Origin of the sequence: Dawidia cretensis, from assembly GCF_018598175.1 — a bacterium.
GTDB lineage: Bacteria > Bacteroidota > Bacteroidia > Cytophagales > Cyclobacteriaceae > Ohtaekwangia > Ohtaekwangia cretensis.
Genome location: NZ_JAHESE010000028.1, coordinates 76249 through 102080 on the forward strand (window position 1 = coordinate 76249; position 25832 = coordinate 102080).

Genomic DNA, 25832 nt, shown 5'->3' on the forward strand with positions numbered 1-25832 from the left:
GTTAGAATTTTACAACCAGGTTAAAACCATAGCGACGGCGTGTGGGCAGCGAGCCGTACTCCAGGCCCTGACCGTTGCTGATGTTATAGGTGGATTCGGGGTCGATGTTGGGCGTGTTTTTGTGGATGATCCACAGGTTCCGGCCAATGGCGCTAAGCGATACCGAACGGAACGGCGTACCCTTCAGCAGGGACGAAGGTAAATTATAGGTAAACGTCAGGTCCCGTAGCTTGACGTAGCTGGCATCGTAAATGAACGGCTCGGGAATGTTGTTGCCGATGCCTTGCCAGTAGGCGGCGGGACTGATGGGAATCGTGTTGGGGGCGCCTTCCTGGTTAACACCTTCGCCGATGTAGCCGCGGTTGTTGCGCGGTACATAGTACGCGTTGTCGGGGTTGTCCACCTCCGCTACTTCACCATTGGCTTCTGCCTCCAGTTGCGCGCCGCGACGTTCCTGCTGGTATTCGTTCCACGACTCGCGACCCGCCTCGGTGTTGGCGTGTGAGCCGTTCATGTGCATCGTCATGTTGGTCATCGAGAAGATGTCGCCACCCACGCGGATATCGAACGCCGCCTTTAACTGGAAGCCCTTGTAGGACACGGTGTTGATGATACCGCCGGTCCAGTCCGGCAGGATATTGCCTAACGCAATGGGGGTAGTGGTAGGCATCGGCTCGCCGTTGCTGCTGTTGAACACGCGGTTGCCATTTTCATCACGCAAAAAGCCTGCGCCCAGGATCGTACCGAACGGTTTTCCTTTTTCTGCGACAACCGTGGCACCTGCCCAGCGTGCTTCCGCTACAGTAAACGTGGCCAGCAGCGGGTGCAGGTCGATGACTTCATTGACGTTGCGGGCAAAGTTGAAGCTCAGGTCCCAACGGAAACCATTGCTGAAGTTCACCGGCGTGGTGCTGATGAGTAATTCGACGCCGCGGTTTCGCAGTTTACCGGCATTGAGCGCGGCAAAGCTATACCCTGTCGTTTGCGGAATCGTAAGGTCGAGCAGCACGTCGTCCGTTACTTCGTTGTAGTACGTGAAGTCGAGACCTACTTTATCGCCAAAGAGCCGGACATCGGCGCCGATCTCGAACGAAGTTTTGATTTCGGCCGTCAGGTCGGGGTTGGGAATGATGTCACCCTGAATGTTACCCATGGGCTGACCGTTGATGGACCGGCCCGTCAGGTCGTATGCAAAGCCGGTTTTATAGGGATCGGGCTCGCGACCTACTTGTCCCCAGGCTGTCCGGATTTTCACGAACGACAACACGTTGGACTGCAGGTCGAAGGCGTCGGTCAGCACATAACTGACGTCGGCAGCAGGGTAGAAGAATGACCAGTTGTCGCGCGGCAATGTAGAGGCCCAATCGTTGCGGCCCTGCAAGTTCAGGAAGAGATATTCCTTGTAGCTCAGGTTCACCGAACCGAACACCGAATTAATTTCCTTGCGCGCATCAAACGGTACAATTCTTGTCTCCGAGAAATTGATGAGGTTGGCGGTGCCGGGTTGAATGATCTGCGTAGCCTGGATGTTTTCGCCATAACCGCGCTGCTTCATCAGGTTGCCGCCCGCCATGGCTCCGAGTTTGAAATGGGGACTCAGATCCTTCTTGAAGTTCAGCATACCCTGGAAGTTGGTTTCCTGCGTTGTCTGGTCCAGCGTATTCATGGCCCCGCCGGCGATTGCCGGTGTATTCTGGTCGTAGAAATTGGTATGCTTGAACGTAAAGAAGTCGGTGCCGCCCTGCAGGCTGATGCTGAACATGTCGTTGAGTTCGTAGTGCAGGTTGATGAGCCCGCCCACGCGTTGTTTCCGACTTTCGTTAAACGTTTTGTTGATCGTCCAGTACGGGTTGGCACGGTATATATTGCCGGTGTAGTTAATGTACTTGCCATCTTCCGTCTGGTATTTCTGCAGCCAGGCCTGGTCGAAGTTAGAAGCCAGGCCCAGCAGGCCGTTACCGATGTTGTTGACATCGTCGGTCAGCGCCGGACGGTTTTTTACGCGCTCGTCGGCGAAGCTGATCTTGGCATCGGCCGTGAGCTTTTTGGTAATCTTAGACGTAGTACGCAGGGCGAAGATGTCTTTGTCGAAACCGCTGGTCGGTATAATGTCGTCGTTGGTAATGCTGGAGTACGACAACCGCATGTTCGTGTTTTCGGTACCGCCGGTAACGGCAATGGTGTTCATCCACGTCTTACCGGTCCGGAAGAAATCCTGAATGTTGTTGTCGATATACCGGTAGGGACGCACGGTGCCGTCCATTTGCGTGATTTCCGTTTCTTCGGCGAACGAAGGTCCCCAGTTAGACGTAATATTTTGCGATTGCAACGGGTCGGTCGGAAATACACCGTCGTTGCCCTGGCCGTAACGTTTTTGGCGTTCGTCCAGGCGGGTGGAAATCTGGTCGAGGGTAAACGAGCTGTTGAATTCCACGCCGAGTCCTTTCCCACGATTGCCGGTTTTAGTGGTGATGAGAATCACGCCGTTGAGGGCGCGGCTGCCGTAGAGTGCAGAGGCCGCAGAACCTTTCAAAACGCTGATGGATTCGATGTCGTTGGGATTGACGTCCGAAAGACCATCACCCAGGTCGAAGCCGCCCCACTGACTGGCACTGCCGATGTTGGAGTTTACCGCCGGCACGCCGTCGATGACGTACAGCGGCTGACTGTTGTCTTTCAATCCGCGTATACCGCGTATCACCACACGGGTAGAGCCCGTCGGACCGGCGGTGGTCTGCGCGATATTCACACCCGCTACTTTACCGGCAATCGATGCTAAGGCGTTCGTCTCGCCGTTGCCGGCAATGTTTTCATTGCCGATGTCGGCCACAGCATAGCCCAGCGTCTTCTTCTCGCGCTTGATGCCGAGCGCCGTGACCGTCACCTCCGATAATAGCTCCAGGTTAGGCTGCATCGACAGGTCCATGCGCGTTTGTGTACCGACTGCTACTTCCTGCGTGGTGTAGCCAATAAAAGAGAAAATCAGGGTGGCATTTGCCGGTACATCGATGGCGTACCGGCCTTCTGCGTCGCTAAAGGTACCAAGGGTGGTACCCTTTAATAGAATGGATACGCCGGGCAAGGGCGTGTTGCCTTCGGTTTCGCGGATGACGCCGGAGACAGTCTGGGACTGGCCCCGGACGTGCAGGACCGCCACCATGCTGAACACGAATAGTAGAACATACTTCATAGGATATAGGTTAAGGTGGATACTTCGTGCGGGAGTATCCAAAGCTAGGGCACACACGGCCCGGAGGGGGTATCCTATTGTTACATCTTAGGGGATCAGTCGTTACATGTGCACGGAAACACCGTGTAACATCGAAGATTTTCAGGAAACGCCGTGCGCGAAGCTACCACCGCCAAAGGGTGTGTCTTTTTTAACACCCCGCATGGCATATTCGGACGGAAGTACGTGGTACGTGTCCTTGAATTGCCGCGTAAAATACTTGGGGTTGTTAAAGCCCACACGGTAAGCAATCTCAGAAATCGTTAGCTGGCTCTTTTCCAGCAGCTGGGCAGCATGTTGCAAACGGATGGACCGGATAAACTCCACCGGCGTCTTGCCGGTTAGGCTGCTGATTTTGCGGTAGAGGTGAATGCGGCTCATGCCCAGCTCGTGGCTGAGGGCCTCGACCGAAAAATCGGCGTCTTCCAGGTTGGCTTCCACCATGGCCACGGCTTTGCTGATAAGTTTTTCGTCCAGCGGCGTGATGGTTACTGCGCTGCCCTTCACGGCCAGGTATTGCTGAAATGATTTCCGCGTGGCTTCCTGCTGGCGCAGGATGTTGCGCAACCGCGACTGCAATATTTCCACGCTAAAGGGTTTGACGACATAGTCGTTGGCGCCGGTGTCGTATCCTTCGCGCTTTTGCTCTTCCGAGCTGCGGGCCGTTAACAGCACCACGGGAATGTGCGATGTGCGTTCGTCGCCTTTCAGGCGTCGGCACAGATCGGTGCCGCTCAAGCCGGGCATCATCACGTCGCTTACAATCAGGTCGGGTATAGTTTCAATTGCCAGACGCCAACCCTCCGTGCCGTTCGGCGCTTCCAGTACGGTATATTCTTCGCGCAGGTTGTCCTGCAGGTAAAAACGGAAGTCGTGGTTGTCCTCTACTAATAATAGCAGGGGTTTGCGGCTGTCGCGCGGCGTCACGGCAACGGCGGACTGCGACTGGGGTATAGGTATCGCGACCGGTGCCGTGGCCGCCAACGGAAAGGGTACGGGCGCGGCGGTGCCTGCCTGTGGTATGGGTTGTAAGGGCAGCAGAATGGTAAACCGGCTGCCTTTTTCGGGTTCGCTCTCCACGCCGATGGTACCGCCGTGTACTTTCACAAACTCCCGCGTAATGGCCAGCCCGATGCCACTGCCCTGGTTGATCATGCCGGTGGGCAGGTCGTGCTGAAAAAAGCGTTCGAAGATGCGGCCCTGTTTTTCCACCGGAATGCCAATGCCGGTGTCTTCTACACAAATACGTACGCCGGGTTTCGCATCGTCCGCACCCGGCGCGTGATCGAGGCGCACACTGATGCGGCCGTGCTCGGGCGTGAATTTAAAGGCGTTGGACAGCAGGTTGAATAATATCTTTTCGAGTTTGTCCGGGTCGAACAAGGTGTCGAGTCGCTCAAGGGTGGTAAAGAAACTCAGGTGTATGTCGTTCTTCTCCGACAGATCGGAAAAGCTGTAGGTCGTTTCGCGCACAAACTGCACCAGGTCACCGGCAGCGGGGTAATAGGGTATACCCTGTGTTTCCAGTTTGCGGAAGTCCAGCAGTTGGTTGACCAGGTTTAGCAGCCGGCGTGCATTGCGCTGGATCAGCTGAAACTGGCGCGCGTGGGTGTGGTCGGCCAGCTGGGTGAGTTTCTCCATCGGGGCCAGAATGAGTGCCAGCGGCGTACGGAATTCATGGCTCACGTTGGTGAAGAAGCGAATCTTCATCAGGTCGAGCTCGTGCATGCGCTGGGCTTCGGCACGCTCCTGTTGCAGCCGCACGTTGGCCCGCTCACGCAACAGCAATACCTTGCGCGCGGCAATCAGGATCGCGACCAGCAAGATGACATAGAGGACAAACGCCAACTCGCTTTTCCAGAACGGTGGTTCAACGACAATGGCTACGGCTGCGCCCACCTCGTTCCAGGTGCGATCGTTGTTGGACGCGCGTACGCGGAACGTATAGCGGCCGGGGTCGAGGTTGGTATACGTGGCTTTGCGCGTGTGCGGATCTGCCGTGATCCAGTCTTTGTTGAATCCCTCCAGTCGGTATTGATATTGGTTTTTCTCCGGATGCAGATAGTTCAGGGCCACGAACTGCAACGCAAAAAAGTCCTGGTGGTGCTGCAGGGTGATGGTGGCGGTTTCGGTAATCGACTGTGCCAGCACAGGGTCGCCGCCGTGTACCGGCTCGCCCACGCCGATACGTTTGTTGAACAGCTCGAAGCCGCTGATCACCACGGGGGGGATATAGGCGTTCGGGGTGATCTTGTCGGGGTTGAAAATGTTGAACCCGTTCAGGCCCCGAACACCAGCTCGCCGCTGCGCAGCCGGGCCCCGGCGTTTTCGTTGAAGTGCGCACCCTGCAATCCGTCCGACGCGTCGTAACGCGATACCTGTACGCGCAGGTCTGGTATGGCGGTACCCGTCACGGTGGCGCGTCCCAATCCGTTCGGTGTACTCAGCCACAGGTTGCCGGCGCTGTCTTCGGCAATCGACAGTACCGTGTTGTGCGGAAGCCCGTCTTCCTGGCGGAAAACCCGAAACGACTGCGTGGCAGGATCGAATACGTTCAGGCCCGAGGCGGTTCCCACCCACAGGCGGTTGGCGCGATCGCGGTACAGGGCGTGCACGATGTTGTCGCTCAGGCTATGGGCATCGTTCAGGTTGCTGAGGTAGTGCGTCACGTGCCGTGTATGCGGGTTCATCACCTCCAGGCCATACGCCGTGCCGATCCACAACAGCCCGTGGTCGTCTTCCAGTATCTCACTGACGTACGACGAGTGAATGGAGTTTTTGCGGCCGGCCGGATAATGATGAAAGATTTTTCGCTGGCGGTCGAACCGGTCCAGGCCGCCGTCCAGGGTGCCGATCCACAACTGGCCTTTGCTGTCTTCGTAAATTTCCCATACACTGTCGTGTGCCAGGCTGGTGGTGTCGCCGGCGTGGTGCCGATACGTGGTGAAGTGCCGGCCGTCATAGCTCGACAGGCCGCCGTAATACGTGCCGATCCACAGTACTTGCTGGCGATCGAGGTACAGGCTCACAATCACATCGCTGCCGGGGACATGGTGCTGGCGGAAGGTATTTTTAAGTCGGTCGAAATACAGTAACCCTCCACCGTTGGTGGCAATCCACAGGTTTCCCCGGGCATCTTCGGCAAAGCGGTTGATGTCGTCGTACGGCTGGCCGTGCGGCGCGGCCGGGTTTTTACGGTATACGGGAAAGCGATAAAAATCTTCGTGGTAATACGAAATGCCGGCCTTGTAGGTACCCGCCCAGACAATGCCCTGGTCGTCGCGGTAAAGGGTATTGACCGTGTTCTGGCCCAGGCTTTTGTCGTCGAGCGGGTCGTGCAGCAGGTACTGTACGGTGTGTTTCTTTTTGTCGACGATGTTGATGCCGCCGTGGTCGGTGGCAACCCACAGCAGGCCGTTGTTATCTTGTACCACGCTGCGCACGGCGCTGGTGTTGATGGGCACGGCGCCCGGCGCCTGGCCCACGGGGGCAAAGGTTTGTTCGGCGGCCGAAAAGAAGTACAGACCGCGGTTGTCGAGGTATACATGTATCCACAAGTCGCCATCACGGTCGCACAGCAGCGTGTAGGGCAGGGAGGCGCCGTGGTGCTGGGTTTTGAGGTAGTCGTTGCGGTAGATTATCCTGCGTGTACGGGTATCGTATTTTTCCAGTAGTCCGTCGGCGTGCAGCAGCCACAGGTTGTTATGTGGGTCAAACGCCAGGCTGACAATGGGACTAACCAGGGCACCGCTTCCGGTAGCCGGTAGCAACGCCGTGGTAGTCCGGTGGCGGTCATACCGAAAAACACCGGCGGTGGCATGCACAAAGTAATAATTACCGCCCGGGTCACGGACGATGCTGCTGATCACGCCGTTCGGAATATGCAGGGCGTGTAGAAAAGGCGCCGGGTTACGGCTTATTCTCTCCGTGGCCGGATCATAGACGTTCACGCCCTGCGGGGTCGTGATCCAGATCTTGCCGTCGGGGCCTTCGCAAAGCCGCGAAATGCTGTTGTGTACCAACGTGGTGGTATCTGTGGGGTTATGCGTAAAAATGGTAAACGAGTAGCCGTCGTACCGGTTCAGGCCGGAGATGGTCCCGACCCACAAAAAGCCCTTGCTGTCTTTTAGAAAACAGGTAACGTAGTTGTTCGAAAGACCGTGATTGTTGTCCAGTCGTTTAAAACGGTATTGGGCCGGTTGACCGCACACGCAGCCACACCCCAACACTGCCAGCAGGATCCAAATAGCAGCACGCCATCCCATCGGTGGTAAAAAGGATTAGGTTCGTATACAAGGTAACGAAAGTCTGTCGCCGATCCGAGCATTCGGGAGACAAACACATCTACTTCGATTGTTTGAGGCATGCGGTGGAAAATTACGCACACTCCTGGGTACGGTAGGTGTCGTAGGTGAAGAGAGCAGAAAATACGCAGATCACCGTCAGCTTTCCGTGACCGGCTATGATCGCATTAATCAGCCGCTACCCTATATTCCGGATCTTCGATCACATTAACATCGATGACCGACGCCGCATTTTTCAACAACGTTCGGCAGTCTTCGCTTAAGTGACGCAAGCGCAGTGTTTTGCCCGCCTGGTGATAACGCTCTGTCAACTTATTCAGCGCGTCGATGGCGCTCATATCGGCCACCCGGCTTTCCTTAAAATCCACCACCACTTCGTTGGGGTCATGCTGAACATCAAATTTCTCCAGGAACGTCGTGACCGAACCGAAAAACAGCGGTCCGAAAATCTCATAATGTTTCACCCCGTGGTCGTCGGTATATTTCCGGGCGCGGATCCGTTTCGCGCTCTCCCACGCAAACACCAGCGCTGCGATAATGACGCCGATCAGCACGGCCAATGCCAGGTTGTGGAGCCAGATCGTAATCAGCGCCACGAGCACACCGACAACGATGTCGTGCTTCGGCATTTTGTTGACAATCCGCAAGCTGATCCATTCAAATGTACCGATGGCAACCATAATCATCACACCGACCAATGCGGCCATGGGCACTCGTTCGATAATCGGTGCGCCAAACAGAATGATCAGCAGAATGGTGACAGCGGCTATGATACCCGACAGCCGTGCCCGCGAACCTGCGGAAAGGTTTACGAACGACTGCGCAATCATCGCACAACCGCCCATGCCGGTAAAAAATCCGTTTACTATGTTTGCCGTTCCCTGCGCTACTGCCTCCTTATTGCCTCTGCCTTTAGTGCCCGTGATTTCGTCCACCACGTTCAGTGTCAGCAGGCTCTCGATCAATCCTACACCGGCCATGACCAGCGCATAGGGGAAAATGATTTGCAGGGTCTCTAACGTGAAGGGCACAGTCGGTATGTGGAAGGGTGGGAAACCGCCGCTGATGCGGGCGATGTCTTGCACCGTCTTCGTATCGATCCCCAGTCCCAGTACGATCAACGAAACAACGACGATCGCCACCAGGGAGGCCGGCACGGCTTTGGTGATTTTCGGAAAATAGAGCACGATCAGTATGGTCAGCGCCACCAGGCCCAGCATCGTCCAAAGCGCGGTGCCGGTAAGCCAGGTGGTTCCGCTTACCGAGGTGATTTTGAATTGCTCGATCTGCGCCATAAAGATGATCACCGCCAGTCCGTTCACGAACCCATACATTACGGGCTGTGGCACCAACCGAATAAATTTTCCAAGCCGGCAGATCCCCACCGTCATCTGTAACACACCGGCCAACGCTACCGCGGCAAATACATACTCCACACCATGCGACTGCATCAGCGCGATCAGGGTGACGACCGTCGCGCCGGCACCACCCGATACCATCCCGGGGCGTCCGCCTAAAACGGCGGTGACCAGGCCCATTAAAAACGCTGCATACAATCCGGTTAAAGGCGACAGACCCGCCAGGATGGCAAACGAGAGCGATTCGGGTATCATCGTCATGGCAACGGTCAGGCCGGCCAGGACTTCTGTTTTGTAGTTTATTTTCTGACGGAAGTTGAATAGGTTGACGAAAGGCTTCATGGACGGTGGATCGTGCGACGGAAAGGGGCAAATATACGGGGGAATTTGGTCGTTTGGGAGGGGAGGCTTACGAGCAGTCCCATGACTCAAGAAAATGGCATATCGCTATACAATGAATTGTACGAAACGGATACTAGAAAAACATTGTAATTGCGAAATACTAAAGAAGGATAAAACCAAATTAACAACCTGGAGGGTGTGAACTTCATAATCCGGGCGAAGCTGAACGAAATTCCGATCAAAGGTATTTCTGTCAGTGCGATCTCGAAAAATACACTCTTCGTTATTACCTTTCTCTCAACCCCAGAGAAATTCGAATCTTTTATGGAAGAGTATCGAAAAGCGATGAACAGCCTGGTCCTCAATTGCTCTATATACATCACCCGGTTATCGCCAGCAATTTTTAAAACTGCCACGCATCGGGAAGTAACAAATTAATGACGTTAATTAACATAACCAAAGCCCACGAACCAATTAGAATGAGTAATGCCTTTTTGAAATGAGCGTTATTTTTCTCCATGATTCCCTTAAATAGAAAAACAAACATAGCAACGATACCAGACGCGATAATCAATATCGTTAGTATGAGGGTCACGGCAAGCATATCCCAAAAATACCATCAGATCAGCTACATTCCAAAAGTCTGCATCTGTGTGGACCATAGAATTGCCAGGCATGAGTGGTTCCGCGGATGGCTGCCAATTGCAGGTATACCTCGTACACGCGTATCTGTAACGCGCTGAGATAAGCATTGAGCCCCCGCGCAACTTCACGCGCGCACATAGCCCTGCCCGTGGTAGCATCCCAACGGACCGGCTCGCAGGAAAGACGCGTGGAAACACCGCCTGATCAAGATTTAACAGGTGATCGTCAATCCTTTGCGAGAGAGTTTGGTGAGTCTTTGCGAGTTTCAAATAACTCACCGATCTCACTCAAACAGATTGAGTTTAGGTGAATTACCTTTTACCAACTGGTAAAAAAGTAGCTTCTTGGATAAGAATTGGATAATTAGTCAGAATATGGAAGATTATTTCGAGTTGCCTGTAACCTACAAGGGTGAGGAGTTGTTGCTAAAGGGCCGGTTGGCCGCCTTTACCTACGTTTACAAATTTTACGTCACGGTAGATGACAGTGAGTTGGAATTTGAACGGGATGATAATGGTGAGTTTCGGGTAATTTCTTCCGGGGGCGGCGAAGGCAACGTGGACCGAAACCTGATCGCCGCGATTATTGACGTGCTGGAAAAGTTGCAGACCATGTAATACGGTTAATGTGTTGTATATCCTCGCTGGAGGACGCGTGTTGTGCGCCCTATACGTTTAAAGTTTGTGCTATCCAACAGAGACTGGTTCACCTTTTCTCCAGTACAACCTGATTGCCCCATGCCGTGATCGCCTCCAAAACGGGGACAAACGTCTTGCCAAACTCCGTCAGAATATGAACAACTTTAACGGGCGGCTTTCTTCCATAGGCTTTTCGCGCCTGGAAATCATTAGCGAAAGACAGGGGCATTCCGATCAACGCATCCGATATTGTGAAAACTGAAGGGCACCTTTTCCAAAGGCTACACTTTCGTGTAGGGTTCAGGACGTTTTTTGTGTATATGTTAGCATGATGGACCTAAAAAAGCTACACGTATTTTTGCATACATTTTGCAGGTACTTTCTGGCAACCGTGATCATTTCATACGCATTTGCCAAAATCTTCCAAACACAGTTTGTCACACAACCCAGTATATACGACAGGCCCGTTGGCTCATTGAATGGCTTTCTGCTTACCTGGCATTATTTCGGATACTCGTATTGGTATAGCCTCGTTATAGCCTTTACACAAATTGCGAGTTCCATCCTATTGTTTTTTAGGAGAACGACCAGGGCCGGTGTCATTATATTCCTCACGTTTATGGTCAACATTCTGCTAACAGATTTTGCGTACGATATCGATGCCGCAAAAGGCATGGCGCTGACGTTAACGGCGATGGCGCTGTTTGTGCTTTTGTCCGATTTTAAGTTCTTGTGGAAATATTTTGTCGAAGAGCCTCCCTTGTTTCAGGATAGCGACAGGCCTCGGTGGATGAATAAGGCAAGCAAAATCAAATTCATTTACATTCCCTTTGTATTTATCGGTTTATTTGTTTTGATAACTTTCCTGCGGGATAAATACATGAGCAGGAACGAATTCTACGGAACTTGGGAAAATGTAATTACCCTGGAACGGCTGCATTTTGAAGCGGGCCATACCTTTCAGCTGATGAAGCAACACGAATTTGAAAGCTTTGCCAGCGGAGCATATACGTTTACGGGGGATTCGATCGTGTTGAAATCGGAGGTCAGGAACGACTCCGATACATTGGAGATTTACCTGCAGGGCACGTATACATTAACGCTTGAGCAATTGACGATGAGATCGAAAGATCGTGATTGGGAATTTAAGAGAATCAGGTGAAAATGAATGCCACCGATTGGATTAGAAAGAGTCCCGTTCGGGTGCCCCCTTAATCACCCCCGGGGGTTCTTTATAGTCGCCCGCCTATAAATCGTCAAAAAATTCCGTATCATTGGTAAACGTTCTATCTATCTTTAACACGGGAGATATTCGCGCGGCGCCGTAATTGGCCTAAAATATAGGATTCTTGATCTATTTTGCGTTAACGGGCGAACTAAGTAATCCCGGCCTCACTAAAGTGAAGCAAAATGTAACGACCCCGGTCGCCCGGTTTCGGCCCTGTGGAATCCGGGCTTTTGCACATGCGTTGTGGACGACATGGCAAAGAATGAAACAATGAAAATGAGTCAAAACAGGCGCCGCCGGCGTGTTGTTACGTGCAGGATGTTATCGAGAATACATACCGTATTGAATACATTCACCACCACGTATGCTAATAACAACAAGGGAACACTCCATTTAGATTGCTATCGACCGACAGCTAACCAGACTTGCGGAAAATATTAAAAACAAGTATCTATATAACGACGGATCAGAGAGACAAGATGAATTAGGTTTAGAGATTGACTTAACAAAGTTTCGAGCAAATGATCCTGCAATCGGAAGATGGTGGCAGGTTGATCCAAAAGTTGATGAGTTTTATAGCTGGTCGCCGTACAACTATGGTTATAATAACCCTATCCGATACAATGACCCTCTTGGAGATGAGAGTGAGGAGTATCCAATTATCACAATTACAAATCAAAAGATTGGTATTGCGGAGCAAAGACTTATTGGTTATGTGGGGAATCAGACATCGATGAATGTTGATTTGTATAAAGCTGTGGTAACCGACACAGAAGATCCAAGCTATAGAATGGAATTTGCTGTAACAAGGGATGGATTCGCCGTAATGCCTGGCGACGCAACTTCCAGCGGAACTATCGCAACAAATATGGCATTCGAGCCTCCAAGCGCAACGAATAATACTTACGACGCAAAGGTTATGAATGGTGGTTATCCAAAAGGAAATGGAACCGAGGCCTTGAAATTGACGCAAAAAGGTTCGGAGGTTATGCATGCTGAACCAAATGCGAACGCTGTTGCGATGAATAAAGCGACAGGTGATGATTATAGAACTCAAGCAGGTGTAGCGAGTGGCGTTATGGTCCACGTTGGCGGAAACTTTACTAAAAAAGGTAACCCAGCGCTCGCCGCATCAGAAGGTTGTTTTGGCGTTTGTAATACGGGCAACTCAAAGACAGATCCATCAAATGCCACAACAAATAATGTTATGCGTTCAGTCATCAATCAAGCCGCCAAAAGCAAGACGAATCCAGGTAGAATTGGTGTGAAAATCGAGAAGCGTGATAAAACTAAAATTCCAGATAAAGTCAAAGTAAACTAATGAGAGTAACAAGAACGTTTTTTTTATTTCTATTTCTTCTAGTGTTATCATGTGATAGCCAGGACAAAGAGTATCATATGAATTCAATAGTAAAGGGGATAGAGGTTGGGAAAGAATATTCATTTTGTGATTCTGGTGAAGCAGAGGGTTGTTATTTGCTTTATGGCGGTAAACGCTACCTTAAAAAAGAAGAGTTATTTTTTAATAACGAAGGCTACATAGATAGTATACATGTTTTTAAAGCAGAGGGTGTCGTTAGCTATTCGTCAAAAGAACTGGCAAGTGATTCTTTACTTGTAAGAATTAATGGATGGCGAATAACAAATTTAGTAAAAGTAAAAAATGACTCTATTGTATCGCCTTTCAATGCCACCGTATTGGAGTTGAACGCCGTGACGAAGAAAATATACTCACTAAATAAATCAAATGACCACAATTTTTTGTACTTGATGGACTATCACTAGACTGCATTCAGGATATTGTGAGACAGTGCGGTCAGAGGATACAATTGGTACGTTTGTTGCGTAGCACCATGGTACATAACGATAAAACCATTCCCCGTGAGACTACCGCTGTTAGTATTTGCATGCTTTTTTGCATGGAGTACATCTGCCCAAAAGGCCTATACCATTGCTATGGAACTTACCGGATTTAAAGACGGTACCTGGTTTCATCTGGTGAATCTGGACCTCGGCAAAGCCACCGACTCGCTTCAGCTAAAAAACGGTAGAGGGGTGTTCAAAGGCACTGTAAAAGAACCCGCTGGCTGCCGCATTCATACCATAGACAATAAGTACCTGATCATCGAGCTGGATAACTCGTACCTGAAAGTGAAAGGCAGTTACCAGGATTTTGGGTATGCCACCATAACAGGATCAGCGCTCAACCGGACGTGGACGAAGTCGAGGGACCACCAAAAGTTGTGGCAGGCGGAGCGGGACACGCTCATGCGACGGTTTGTGCGGTTTATGGACACCGACCCGGCGGCAGCCAAAGAAGCCTTTGGCCAAATGCGCAAGATTGATGATCAAATCAAACAATACCGGTTGTCACTGATCCGTACAGAGCGGCCTTCTTACTTTACGATCAGGGAGTTGTTCTTTTTGCGGAACGACCTCCCGGCAGATACATTGAAGGCATTGTTCGACTTGTTTCCGCCCGCATTGCGGCAGACCAGGTACGGCGTGGTAGTGGCTACCTACCTCGACGCCGAAAAGGTGCCTGTAATAGGCGACCGGTTTGTTGATATCGAAGGGACTGATACACAGGGCAACGTTCGAAAGTTATCAGATAACCTGGGTAAATATGTGTTGCTGGAGTTTTGGGCTTCGTGGTGCGGGCCTTGTGTGAATGAAATACCAAACCTAAAAACCGCGTACGATGCTTTTAGCAGCAGGGGATTCGAGGTTTATAGTTTCTCCATTGATGCGAGCAGCGAGGCGTGGCGCAAGTCCCTTCAAAAACACCGTACGCCATGGATCAATGTAAGTGATACGCAAGGCTCTTACAGCGTAATGGCTGCCAGGTATGGAGTGCGCGCAATCCCTAAGAATTATCTGATCAATCCTGACGGCGTCGTGGTTGGAATAGACCTGCGGGGGAACGATTTATACAGCAAGCTGGAAGCGTTGATCAAATGACAGCCTCCGGCCACACCTTAAAGGGGTATATTTTTTTTGCAGTCAATTCATTGTAAGGCGGCTGCATTACGACCCGGCGAGATAGTCTCGGTTGATGGCGGCCGGTGGACTATAGAAGCACGCGTTAAGATGTACCGGCACAAAATAGGCAAATGTGATTTCATTGTTGTATTTAATTAAGTTTACTATATTATTTTTACTATACTTACTTGCTCCTTGCCGGTAAATAGGTATATTGAATTGTGTCGTTTGTGTAATTTATAAACCCAATCTAATCTCCTTATTATGATACCCATCAACAATGCAAACAAGAAAGTCAAGTATGTATTTGTGCTTATGCTCGAGAATCGCTCGTTTGATCACATGCTTGGATTTTCGGGAATCACCGGTACAGATGCCGAGACCGGCAAGCCTACGAAGGTGAACGGCCTTAGCGGTCAATCGAATCAGTACGATGGAAAAACGTATCCGGTCGCGGGAAATGCAGACTGGCAAATGCCGTTTGATCCCGGGCACGAGTTTATGGATGTCCTTGAACAGTTGTGTGGCGCCGGTGTGAACTACAAAGGCGGCCCTTACCCGACGAATAAAATAAACAACGCCGGTTTTGTGTCAAACTATGCCACAACAACGTCGCCGGGTGAAGGCGGTGCTACTTCAAATTTCGGTGAGATCATGAAGTGCTATTCACCGGCATTGCTCGGAGCACCCACGCCATTCGCGCAGTTACCCGTGTTGACAGCGCTGGCGAAGGAGTTTGCCGTGTGCGACTGCTGGTACTCTTCCTTACCCGGTCCTACGTGGCCCAACCGATTTTTTGTTCACGCAGCTTCCTCCGGAGGCCTGGATCACAGCCCTACTTCCGAAGAGATTCTGGACTGGGAGAGTAATCCGCTATCGGGCTACACTTTCCCGAACAAGTCCATCTTCGATAGACTTAATGCAAATAACATTAAGTGGTGGATCTATGAAGGGGCGGCTTACCCAGTCACCGGTTCCATTCCAAATGTAACGGCCATCGAAGGCGTGCATCAATACGATGTGAGCTACATCTCGAGATTCGCTTCCGATCTCGGCAGTTGGTATCCCCAACAGAAAAATGGCGTGTACACATTTATTGAGCCTAACTACGGTGATCTGACAAATTACAACTATCCGAAATACACCGGCGGTCAATCACAACATCCGGAAGATGACGTTAGGAATGGGGAAGCGTTCATCAAGCAAGTGTACGAAGCCCTCGTTAATTCGACCATTTGGGAGGAAAGTATGCTCATTATTACATACGATGAGCACGGAGGTTTCTACGATCACGTTGCGCCAACGAAGGCGCCTGAACCTAATGATAATTCGGGTAGTACATATAATCAATACGGCTTTTTGTTCGATCAATACGGTATACGTGTTCCGGCGATCGTCATCTCTGCCTATACGCCGAAAAATGTAATCGACCACCGTGTATACGATCATTCATCAGTGCCGGCTACCGTAGCCGCCGTATATAACATGGAGACACTCACGGACCGTGACGGAAAGGCTAATAACGTAACCTGGCTCGCATCCTTAAACAACGCCAGGACCGATGTTCCGACCACCTTGCCCAGTCCTGGCGTAGCAACACCTGCGGAAATTGAGGCAGTGGCACAACGGCACAGACCGATCGATCCGGAATCAACGGTAGATCACGGCAATCTCCCCGGTTTCCTGCACCTGGTCCTGAAAGCTGAAAAAGAAATGGCGACAACAGAAGCGGAAAAGCAACTTATTATGGAGAAATACAAGCAGATCAAAACCAAAGCGCAGGCAAAGGTTGTGATGGAGGAAGCTATTCCGCGAATACAGGCGTGGGCTGAAGTGCATGGCAGAAGCAACCACTAACCTCCGGGCTGTTTGACCCTTTCTTAATAAGGCATACCACAAAGGCCGAAAGGTTGGCTGTGAATCAATAAAGAAGTGCGCTTTTTCCTGAGAAATTTCCGCTGTCCGTGGAACTTTCGCGCTGCCTGTTGTCAGTTCATTTACGCCTACTTCGGGGTGTATAGAATTACACAATTATGTTATCGAGCCCCAAACGTAGACGTCTTCATAATCTTCGGTGATCAGAAAACGCCAGCCGGGTGGTAGCCCCAGGTATTTTACGATCATCGGGCACCATTCCAGAAGGTGCTCCACGTGAAGTGAAACAAAAAAGTCGGGATCTTCTGACTAGTCCTCTCCCCAGATATACCAGCCGGTAGTATTTCCCTCGGGCATATGACGCAGTCCATGGACGGGGCGTGCGCCATCTTTGACATTCCATGACATTCCAACCTTTAAAAAGGCGGGTGATTCAAAAAATACTGTTCCGTATTTTTGGCACAGTGCCAGTTGTTCAGTTTTACTATCACCCATGTGATTCATGCGGTAGCCATTCTCGCCAAGGTAACAAGTTGAAAAAACAATAACAAATGACCGCTCCTGACTGGTCTGCTATTTCTATTCCTGCCACTGAAGGTGATGATGGAGTTCGGAATGTTTTGAGAACTATGTGTCTTACTACGGAAACCAAATCAGCCGATCCGGAAAGCTCCGCACGTTCACATCGTAGCGTAATAGTACGTTTACATACCCTCTCGCCAGGACAGAGTCAGGGAATCGTTTTCAATTGATCCACTCGGCTTATACCATACTCCAAAATTAAGCTCTTATTCATTAGGCCTGTTATTAACAAAAATGAAATAAATCCCTATGAACAATTCAATGCTTGGATTATTTACCCTGCTACTATTCGCAACTGCCCCTAAACTGGCATATGGTCAAAACGACAGGCCGATCACAATTTGTAGCACATCATTAGCAAGTTCATCGGTCGGTCGGTGTACTGGATCAGCGTACTGCAGCGCCTGCAAGAACTGCTCAAGGTGCGCACACTGTAACAGTGGCGGAAGTTGCGGAGTCTGCGCTCGTAGGTCTAAGTCCTATTCCATTCCAAGGCAGCATTCAAGCGTATACTCCGACCCGTCAGGTAGTAATTTTGCTCCAGAATCTATCAATCAAATTCTCTTTATTAAATCGCAGGCACTTAATCTCCGTAGCGGGCCGGGAACGCAGTATACCATCATTGGCAAACTGACGTATCGTCAAAAGTTGACACTACTTGCTGCAAGTGGCGAATGGTTGAAAGTGTCCGTAGAAGACAGTGGACGGGTTGGATTTGTGCATAAAAATTATGTAAAAGTCAGCAACTAGATCTTCGAGAGAAGATATCAGTGCGCTGTACCTTCTAATAATTTATTGACTTCTTTATTGTCAGGCCAACCTTCGCTCTCCTTCATTGCTATTGCTAAGTAGCCCATGGAATCCTGAATTGTAGGCGCCACTCCTTTCACTATTGCATTTGGCCAGGGGGATTTATGCTCTGGCATACGGTATTCAAAATGGTACCCTGTGGTTCCGATATTGCTAATTGCCACGAACCAGCCTGATTCCCAATTATCCTCAGCTAACAATAGTAGCGTGTCGTGTGACGTTAGCCCCCATATTTTTGTCTGTTTGAAATTTTGATCAATCAGATCAAGGAAATCCAGCATTGCTTGGCCCCTAGTCGCCCAAACTGGATTTGAATCGTAGTTCTTCAACTCGATGTAAAATTCTCGAAGAGTCTGTCTTTTTTGATCAGAGGATCGTTGTATTGGCATATTGTTCGGTCAAAACTATCTAGTCCGTATTGCGCAAGTACAGCTTTCAGAAGCCATTGGTGAGGCCATTTACTGATACGACGACACTGTTGGCACAACTTGATGAGGCAGTCGCGCCTTTTGGTCATGTGCCACTTTCTCTGAAAGCTATTTTATACGTTTGTCGGCGGTTGCAATTTTGCGTGGGACAATCACGCCGCCGATGCGACACCGTGGCCGTATGCTGACCCTGTTCAGATCTGTCCATTAGACGACTTGGTGACGCATGTAACCACTGATGACTGGAAGGAAGAAATGGCCGAGTTGAGAGAATACGGAGAAGTGCCAAGCTTGGAACTTTCTGCCGACTACTACCACAAAGACAACGTCAGTGGAGGTCCTGCCTACGTGCTGACACTGTCGCAGCTGCCGAGTGTCGACGGACGTTTTCTAAATGAGGAGCATGAGACTACGCTAATCAACTACCTGCGCATTGTTTTCATGAACGGCGGCTTCGGAAGAATTGAAGACGCACAACGGACCGAAAGCTTTCAACAATTTTATGACCGGGTAAAACCAAAACTCACGATGGTTTGAATGGGTTCGATGTCCATTCCACTACTCACAAAAAAGCCTGCAAACTTTTAAAATTTGCAGGCTTATTTTATGCAGGGAGGACCGGCAAAATCTCGAACCTTTTGGTGTTAGATCTGAGGTTGTTATACAGATCACATTACCGCGACTACTCCTTCAATATTCTGGCGGTGTACCACTGCCCGCGATTCCGGATGCCGGGTAATCGGCGTACCCGATTTCTCCGCCGGTATAGTACGTATCCCTGTTGCTTTCTGACAATGGCAAGTTATACTTAAAGCGCTCTACAAGATCAGGGTTGGCAATGAATGGCGCGTCAAAATACACCAGGTTGGCTGTTTCTTCTTTCAGGATTGCATTGCCGCTTTCCTGCGTAAGGCCCAGATGGCCATCAGCCTGCCGCTATAGTTCTTGCGTTATCAACGATTTAATATTGGCGGAATTGCAACCTCTTTGTGGACCGGACGGGATTCGAATAATTTAATACAAAGAGCTTTTATCGTCAGGATCACGACTCATGGAGATATTTGGCAATCAGCGTCAGTTTTAGCTTCTTTACATCGATAACGATAGATAAAAACAAAATGCAGATTCGGGTTCGGCGAACAACTTTAATTTCTTGTCTATTATTGATGGGTCTGCTGACCTCTTGCGTAAATCTGGACAGGGTTTTCAATACCGGTTACGAAACAAAAAACCTTGACATTCCTGTTTCTATCGAAAGCATAGAATTTCAAGACAAACGGGACTATGTATCTCCTGGCCCGGACATCCGGTTGCCTGTGTTTTCACTACCGGGACAGTTCGTTGACTACTATCCGGAATTTAGTCAGGCCCACAAAAGACTTGTGGCGGATATTATTCATAAAAACTTCAGATCAAACAATGCCACAGCGTTTAAAGCAAATGTGGAGTTGATTCAAGGGGCAAAAGAATTCTCAGCTACCTTTTCGAAAGAAACGGAAACGGTAATAGTTAGATTGAGAATCACATTGCAAAATGAGAAGGAAAAATATATAATCGAAACCAATGGCCAATGGTTTGTCGCCTCGGCAGATGCGAAATACAAAAGATTTGAAGAACTATACCAAAGGGCAATCCAGTCCGTGGCGTTCGCGGGGCTGCAGGAGCTGAAGTCAAAATATCTTAGCCAGTAGCCGCCAAATTTGTAGTGTCCTGTTTGCTGTCTAATCCTACAAGTTTTGGGAATTTATAAAATAACGAAGGAAGCTCTCCAATTTGACCATCGGCAATCTTATTGTTTTTACTTTCCGATACAGATGAAGTCATTTCGAACGAATGAATAACTTGCACGAACATGTTAAAACAGATAATCAAATGAAATGGGACTTTTTAACTTTTTAAAGAATAAGGAGGCACAACCCGATCATTCAAAAAATGAACAGGTAGTCGAGTTTTCAGTTGGAGACATCTTTTATACAGAGAAAAATGAAAAATTCAATCTATACAAGATTTTAGCAGAGGACAAAGAATTTGAATGTTATCATATTTTGACTTATGCACCAGTAAACAGTTTACCGGCAGGTAATGACATCGACAATTTACCAGTCTCTGTATATCATTCGCCTTTTGCCAAGAAAGCGTTTGCAGGCGCTGTCTTGCTGACAAATAAACAAATTATAGCCGACGACCTGATCGGCTATCACGAATATTTACATCAGACACAAGAGCCTAATTACTATTTACCTATCGCAAACGAGTATTATAAAGCAGCACTAAGGCTAACTGATGAGAAAAGACATTATGATGCAATCGACTCTTACTCAAAAGCAATAGACTTGTTTCCTCAATTCTTTGAAGCTATTGATGACAGGGCATTCTGCAAAATGGATTTAGGTTTATGGTCAGACGCGATAGAAGATTTTAAACTCTCATTGAAACAAAATCCAAATAGTTTACTTGCTGAGTTTTCAATTGGAGAATGTTATTTTAAAATGGGCGACTATCAAAACGCAAAACGACAGTTTGAACTGGCTCATAGTATTGACCCCAACCATCAGGCGCCGAGACAATTCCTAGATAAAGTAAATGATATACTTGGTAAATAATAACTGCCGCCAAAAGGAATCAATCCATGAAAAGAATTCAAACCAAACAGCGCGGTAAATTCGACGACTTAAAGGACGTTTCAATTTGTTCCGCGGAGAGAGAGAGTTACTTTTCGTGATCACGTGAAAGCAGGGCTTCAATCAACTTATTTAAAGCTCCCCATCAAGTTGAACGAGATGGCGAGCCTGTTTAAATGGGATGACGCGACAGTAGCCAGGCAGCGCGAGTGTAAGGACGAGAGCAAAGAAAATGCCAGAACGACTAAGGTCGATCTGGCTTTCTGCGGACCGGACGGGAGTAGAACTACTCCTGCAACCTTCTGATATTCAATACACTTATATCGAGGCCTGCTTCATACTCACCAGTTTTCAATAAGACTGGCAGTGCTGTAAGTATCTCAAATATAAGCTTATGGTGCAGATATTTAGCGTACAATCGGATTTAAAGCGGGCGCTCATTGACGCGGAAAAATGGGGTGAATTTATGAAATGGTATGACAGATCCGCCGCAGTCATGACTAATCAGCAGTTTAGAACCAAACTCCTAAGTAATTTTGGACGTACTTACGCGGTGGATGACTTTATCAGGTTTTATAACGAACAGAAAAATCCGGACAGCTTTGAGCGAGGAAGTATGTTGTATATTAGAAATGGTAATGTAGTTAAGGGGCCCGAAGTGTTATGGGTACAAAGTCGAGAATTCGTTTTGAGCCTGAAGCCTATCCCGATTGGGCCGGGAGGCTGCATTTCCACTATTGGGATGGTCTTGAGGAGGGGCTTAGTCCTGAAACAGACTTGATTCATCAGGGCAAGGACGTATACAACGTGATGATCTCAGAGGACTTCATCTATTTCTATAACAGATATCAAGAAGTAAGCGACCCATATCACATGCTTCCTACGTTGAAGGACACAGGCTTAAAGAATTTCACAATTCCCAGAAAAGATTTATAATGAAACGAGCAAGTTTTATTTTGATGTTTGTCGTATTGGCGTGTACTAGCCGCCCCAAGCCAGCTGCTGTCAGCACAAATAATTTCTTTAAACCAGGCGAATTGTCAACCGACCCTCACTCCGACACCATAATGGCAAAGTCTTTTTCGCGGACAATCCTGTTGTTTGGTGATAGTTCGATAAGACACAGCTCTGACACAATCAAGCGGATGACTGTTAGCTCACCAGTCATTGGCGGGACCTACGTGATTTCCGTTGTTAAGCACTCGGGAATAGGCAACGTATCTTTTGTGCGGACGGGAGATCGCGATGGTAGGGATAAAATGGGAATTAATATGCTGTCTTTTTCTTATTCAAGCAAATCGTTCCGATTCAATTCAATGTTAACCAGCCTTGACAGTATTTTATTAAAAGTGAATCAAGATTTGCCAAACAACCCCGAAATACCAGAACAGGTGGGGGATGGGGAGGTCTATTTGTTTGAACAGGTGCAAGGAGGAAAATATCAGGTTTGGCTGCGGCTTGCTCCAGGATATGGAATTGATGCTTATCCGGACATCGCGAGTTTCACGCAGCTATGTGAGTCAATGAACGCCTTTGTTCCAGATTGTATTCTGCCTCCACCGGAGGAAATGCTCAGTGAGAAAGGTGTGCTCTTTCCCGTGTTCGAGAAAGTTCCGATAGTTGCCGAATAGTAGATGCGCACGGTGCCGTTTAAATGCCAAAACATAGTGCTATCTGATGACCTACTTGAAATACTACCTTGATGAATTCATTCATAAAATCTGCATTCCTACTTTTTTCATTTTTTAACCTCCACAATATACAGGCCCAAGATTTGTCAGGCCCGCTGGCCAAAGGCTGTAGCCTTGGACTAGACATTGGGTACAATGAAAGCGAGCTATATGGCTCATTTAAAGATGAGATAAATGAAGGAAGCGCGACTGACTATGAACCGTCAAGGTTTAAAGCTGTCGGTAAGAATGCAAAAGATTTTGATCTGACCGTTTATATAAAGCTATATAAATTTTTTTATGTTAAAACTGGTTTGGGTTATACCCAGCACGGTGGCAAATTTCTGAACACCCGGCTTTGGTATCCCGTGGACGTCACCCTCGACTACCTTAGTGTACCAGTCGGTGTAGGTGTCAATCCGGTACTTTACGGCCCACTCTCCGTTGCACTTGACGTAGGATTTCAGTTTAGCCAAGAGCTATCCTCTGAGCAGGAGTTCGTAAAAGGTATTGGGCCAAGGGTACACCAAAACAGATTCGTGTCTGGGTATTTTTGGAGTGGCTCGGTTATTGGTTCGATCAGCTCCCGCTGGGCAATCCGCGCGTCATACCGCTACACCAAAGCCTTGCGTCCATTTCACGAAAACGAAATTGCCTATGGCAAATGGGACGGCCTTGAATTGTCTTCAAAAGCTACGGCATTTTCGGGAGGGATCATTTTTGTGCTGAAATAGTCTCAAAAAAGCGAAAACGGCCGGCTTGCACCCGAAGGGACTGAGCAATACTAACATCCTATATCAAATGCCAGGTACCCTTAATGGAACACGAGGAGTATTTGAAATTGGTGTTAGACCTTCGCTATCAGGGAACACAGAACTCATAATGCATAGATTCTTTAAACCTTATTAAAAAAGATTTTGATGAAGATCGATTTAGGCTTTTCACACGATTATGAAGTTGAAGTTTTAGACGAACTTCCTCCAGGAAGAAGAATATACTACTACCCAGGTTCAAGTACTCAAGGAGGTAAGGACGGAGTACTCGTTAAAATAACTCCTTTACATGGAGAATCTTGGGTTGGAGTTTTTTCTTTCGGCGAAATAACTCCGAAAGGAGTATCAGGGGTTTATACCTTACCCAATGCAGATAAGCTCTGTGTTGTATCGAGAGGGGCAGGATATTTTGTTTCAGCTAACAATCCAGCTGATTGGGCTGAAGTGAAATCGATTCCTGTAATTGATGTGCGTTCAGTATTATTTCAAGGCATTGTTTTATTTGCAAACTACACGGAATTAATAGCATACGATTCTTCGGGCGTGAAATGGAGAACAGAGCGGTTAGCTTTTGATGGTTTTAGAATCGTAGGGCTAACCGATAATCGGTTAAGAGGTGAATACTACGATATCCGAAGTGAGTCAGAGGAGACTTTTGAACTAGACCTCTTAACAGGGATTGGGTGTGTTTGAAATGATGTTGTCGTCGCGTGTTATGCATCGTATTTCTTATCTTATGAAATAGTGAGTAATAAGCTTTTTCTTTTGATGTCATTGCTTCTGTTGATTGTCAGCTTTGACGCGGACGCGCAGATACTGGAAGTGGGCGAAGAATGCCGTACACAATACGACAGCCTTACAAACAAGGCTAAAGGGCATCGTACTTTGCCAGTCAATCAGGATTATGAAAATAGATAGGACATTGTTTTTGTTTAGCGACGGTTCGGAGAGAATCTCCGAACTTACGGTAGATTTTTTTGAAATAGCGAATTTGTTTAATCGCTTACTGAATGAGGTTTATGATGGTAAGAGAATAAAATTTCTAAACGTTCATTTTCTTACGGAAAGGTCGTACGAGCTGGTGCCAGAGGTAAAACAAGATTCCCACCATTATTATGGTGGGCATCTGGCGTATCATGGCTATTTTAATAGATCTGAGTTTACGTCTCTTACCAGACGCGACCAAATCGAATGTGCTTGGAACCGTGCTTGTGATTATCTTAGTAGAACCGCATCGCTTATAAAAAATGAATCGTTACTTCATGCTTCCGAGCACGCCCGGCAGAGAGGACGCGAGATTGGATTTAATCCCGACTATCGGTTGATAGAATCAGAGCTTACTATTTATGGGCGAAAAATGAAAGGCGCTGTATGGGTTAATTTTAAAGAAGATGGTATGTATTCCAAATTTACCCTGGAAGAGGGTGGGAATTTGATTTATGAACAGCCATTAGGTGCGGCAAAAAAAGGTAATGAATTTTTTCTAGATATGTACAGGACTATTGGTACGTATAAAGGAAATATAGTGCTTGACGGATATCGGGAAGTTGGTTATCTCCCTTTGGAAATACCTTTTGAGAAGTTAGGTCTCTCGTAGTCGTACCAGAAAAGCATACCATCTAATATGAAAAAGAATTTGTATATCTGTTAGCGGGATGGGGTATTTTTTGAATAACTATATTTATTCCATGAAATTTGAAACGTCCCCGATCGTACACGCCATGAAGGTTGCTTTAGTATCGATGTTTCCGGGGGAGATTTCGGAGGAAGGCAAGGAGCGCTACTACGAACTGTATAGGGAGAAATTTGAGGGTCCGCTGCGGGCTGTCATGCTGCATGACATGGAAACGTTGTTCCTGGCAACACCGTCCATCACGTGGCATTGCATTACGTTGGTGGATGATGGCGCGCAGGGTAGAAGTCACATTGTTTTTCGGGTGGCGTTTCAGCAGAACCCGACGCCCTTTGAAGTTCGGCTAGAGTGCGGTCTTTTTGAAGATGTGATAATCATGCAATTTGAGTATCCTGAAATTGTGAAGATGTTAAGCAAACATCAACAAGCAGTATTGAAAGGTATTCGGTATCTACGAACAACCCACTATTACGGCGCTCTGAACGGACTGGAAGAATTCGTTACTGAACATAATGTTTCCGGTGTATCTGCTTCAAAAAGCCCACTGCTCGTGAAGATCAGAAGGCTTTTTGGGTTTGACTGAATAGGAATGACGATGGTCGTAACGATAGCACCAGGTGCAGCTCTTTTGAATTAAGATCACTTCATTGGTGGATATCTGGCGATCTGAATCCATCCCGGTCCCAGGACGATCAAAGACACAACGACGATCGC

22 protein-coding genes and 2 pseudogenes are annotated in these 25832 nt (G+C 48.4%); 17 read left to right on the top strand and 7 right to left on the bottom strand.

Annotated features, from left to right (window positions below; all coding sequences use genetic code 11):
• Position 1 precedes the first annotated feature (1 nt).
• From KK062_RS22410 to KK062_RS22425, 4 genes are all read right to left on the bottom strand, one after another.
• On the bottom strand, positions 2–3190 hold the full coding sequence (locus KK062_RS22410; RefSeq protein WP_254086595.1) for a SusC/RagA family TonB-linked outer membrane protein: 3189 nt from the start codon (positions 3188–3190) through the stop codon (positions 2–4).
• Positions 3191–3331: 141 nt separating this feature from the next.
• A complete protein-coding gene (locus KK062_RS22415) occupies positions 3332–5449 on the bottom strand; it encodes a hybrid sensor histidine kinase/response regulator transcription factor (RefSeq protein WP_254086596.1) in 2118 nt (705 codons plus the stop codon).
• A gap of 59 nt (positions 5450–5508) precedes the next feature.
• Positions 5509–7494: a ligand-binding sensor domain-containing protein gene (locus KK062_RS22420; protein ID WP_254086597.1), complete on the bottom strand. Its 1986-nt coding sequence runs from the start codon at positions 7492–7494 to the stop codon at positions 5509–5511.
• A gap of 206 nt (positions 7495–7700) precedes the next feature.
• A complete protein-coding gene (locus tag KK062_RS22425; protein WP_254086598.1) occupies positions 7701–9233 on the bottom strand; it encodes a SulP family inorganic anion transporter in 1533 nt (510 codons plus the stop codon).
• A 198-nt stretch (positions 9234–9431) separates the two neighbouring features.
• Here KK062_RS22425 and KK062_RS22430 point away from each other — a divergent pair, with 198 nt between their 5' ends.
• Positions 9432–9671, top strand: coding sequence for a hypothetical protein (locus tag KK062_RS22430; protein ID WP_254086599.1), 240 nt, complete (start codon positions 9432–9434; stop codon positions 9669–9671).
• 581 nt (positions 9672–10252) lie between these two features.
• A complete protein-coding gene (locus tag KK062_RS22435; protein WP_254086600.1) occupies positions 10253–10495 on the top strand; it encodes a hypothetical protein in 243 nt (80 codons plus the stop codon).
• Positions 10496–10583: 88 nt separating this feature from the next.
• Here KK062_RS22435 and KK062_RS22440 read toward each other — a convergent pair whose 3' ends face one another.
• Positions 10584–10745, bottom strand: coding sequence for a winged helix-turn-helix transcriptional regulator (locus KK062_RS22440; RefSeq protein WP_254086601.1), 162 nt, complete (start codon positions 10743–10745; stop codon positions 10584–10586).
• A 390-nt stretch (positions 10746–11135) separates the two neighbouring features.
• Here KK062_RS22440 and KK062_RS22445 point away from each other — a divergent pair, with 390 nt between their 5' ends.
• The 6 genes and pseudogenes from KK062_RS22445 (at position 11136) to KK062_RS22465 (ending at position 16583) form a co-directional block, all read left to right on the top strand.
• The gene (locus KK062_RS22445) at positions 11136–11678 is read left to right on the top strand and encodes a hypothetical protein (RefSeq protein WP_254086602.1); all 543 of its coding nucleotides are present in this window, start codon (positions 11136–11138) and stop codon (positions 11676–11678) included.
• A gap of 502 nt (positions 11679–12180) precedes the next feature.
• Positions 12181–12369: pseudogene (locus KK062_RS31080) on the top strand (type IV secretion protein Rhs); the annotation flags it as partial.
• A gap of 108 nt (positions 12370–12477) precedes the next feature.
• Positions 12478–13065, top strand: coding sequence for a hypothetical protein (locus KK062_RS22450; RefSeq protein WP_254086603.1), 588 nt, complete (start codon positions 12478–12480; stop codon positions 13063–13065).
• Between the two features lie 77 nt (positions 13066–13142).
• Positions 13143–13529, top strand: coding sequence for a hypothetical protein (locus tag KK062_RS22455; protein ID WP_254086604.1), 387 nt, complete (start codon positions 13143–13145; stop codon positions 13527–13529).
• A gap of 171 nt (positions 13530–13700) precedes the next feature.
• Positions 13701–14705, top strand: a complete 1005-nt coding sequence (locus KK062_RS22460) for a TlpA disulfide reductase family protein (RefSeq protein WP_254086605.1) — start codon at positions 13701–13703, stop codon at positions 14703–14705.
• Between the two features lie 285 nt (positions 14706–14990).
• A complete protein-coding gene (locus KK062_RS22465; protein WP_254086606.1) occupies positions 14991–16583 on the top strand; it encodes an alkaline phosphatase family protein in 1593 nt (530 codons plus the stop codon).
• 174 nt (positions 16584–16757) lie between these two features.
• Here the strand turns inward: KK062_RS22465 and KK062_RS31245 are convergent.
• A pseudogene (locus tag KK062_RS31245) lies at positions 16758–17105 on the bottom strand (immunity protein Imm33 domain-containing protein).
• Positions 17106–17444: 339 nt separating this feature from the next.
• Here KK062_RS31245 and KK062_RS31085 point away from each other — a divergent pair.
• On the top strand, positions 17445–17933 hold the full coding sequence (locus KK062_RS31085; RefSeq protein ID WP_369075180.1) for an SH3 domain-containing protein: 489 nt from the start codon (positions 17445–17447) through the stop codon (positions 17931–17933).
• A 17-nt stretch (positions 17934–17950) separates the two neighbouring features.
• Here KK062_RS31085 and KK062_RS22470 read toward each other — a convergent pair whose 3' ends face one another.
• Positions 17951–18382, bottom strand: coding sequence for a hypothetical protein (locus KK062_RS22470; RefSeq protein WP_254086607.1), 432 nt, complete (start codon positions 18380–18382; stop codon positions 17951–17953).
• A gap of 258 nt (positions 18383–18640) precedes the next feature.
• Between KK062_RS22470 and KK062_RS22475 the strand changes: the two genes are divergently transcribed.
• The 8 genes from KK062_RS22475 (at position 18641) to KK062_RS22510 (ending at position 25701) form a co-directional block, all read left to right on the top strand.
• The gene (locus KK062_RS22475; RefSeq protein ID WP_254086608.1) at positions 18641–18958 is read left to right on the top strand and encodes a hypothetical protein; all 318 of its coding nucleotides are present in this window, start codon (positions 18641–18643) and stop codon (positions 18956–18958) included.
• A gap of 581 nt (positions 18959–19539) precedes the next feature.
• Positions 19540–20112 carry a hypothetical protein gene (locus KK062_RS22480; RefSeq protein WP_254086609.1) on the top strand — a complete coding sequence of 191 codons (573 nt, stop codon included), beginning with the start codon at positions 19540–19542 and terminating at the stop codon, positions 20110–20112.
• 186 nt (positions 20113–20298) lie between these two features.
• Positions 20299–21024, top strand: a complete 726-nt coding sequence (locus KK062_RS22485) for a tetratricopeptide repeat protein (RefSeq protein WP_254086610.1) — start codon at positions 20299–20301, stop codon at positions 21022–21024.
• 953 nt (positions 21025–21977) lie between these two features.
• Positions 21978–22673, top strand: coding sequence for a hypothetical protein (locus KK062_RS22490; protein WP_254086611.1), 696 nt, complete (start codon positions 21978–21980; stop codon positions 22671–22673).
• A gap of 71 nt (positions 22674–22744) precedes the next feature.
• Positions 22745–23446 (top strand): hypothetical protein, encoded by a 702-nt coding sequence (locus tag KK062_RS22495; RefSeq protein WP_254086612.1) that lies wholly within the window; start codon positions 22745–22747, stop codon positions 23444–23446.
• Between the two features lie 186 nt (positions 23447–23632).
• Positions 23633–24178 carry a hypothetical protein gene (locus KK062_RS22500; protein WP_254086613.1) on the top strand — a complete coding sequence of 182 codons (546 nt, stop codon included), beginning with the start codon at positions 23633–23635 and terminating at the stop codon, positions 24176–24178.
• A 211-nt stretch (positions 24179–24389) separates the two neighbouring features.
• Positions 24390–25082, top strand: a complete 693-nt coding sequence (locus KK062_RS22505) for a hypothetical protein (RefSeq protein WP_254086614.1) — start codon at positions 24390–24392, stop codon at positions 25080–25082.
• Positions 25083–25173: 91 nt separating this feature from the next.
• Entirely contained in the window at positions 25174–25701 is a 528-nt protein-coding gene (locus tag KK062_RS22510; protein WP_254086615.1) for a hypothetical protein, read from the top strand.
• Positions 25702–25832: the final 131 nt, after the last annotated feature.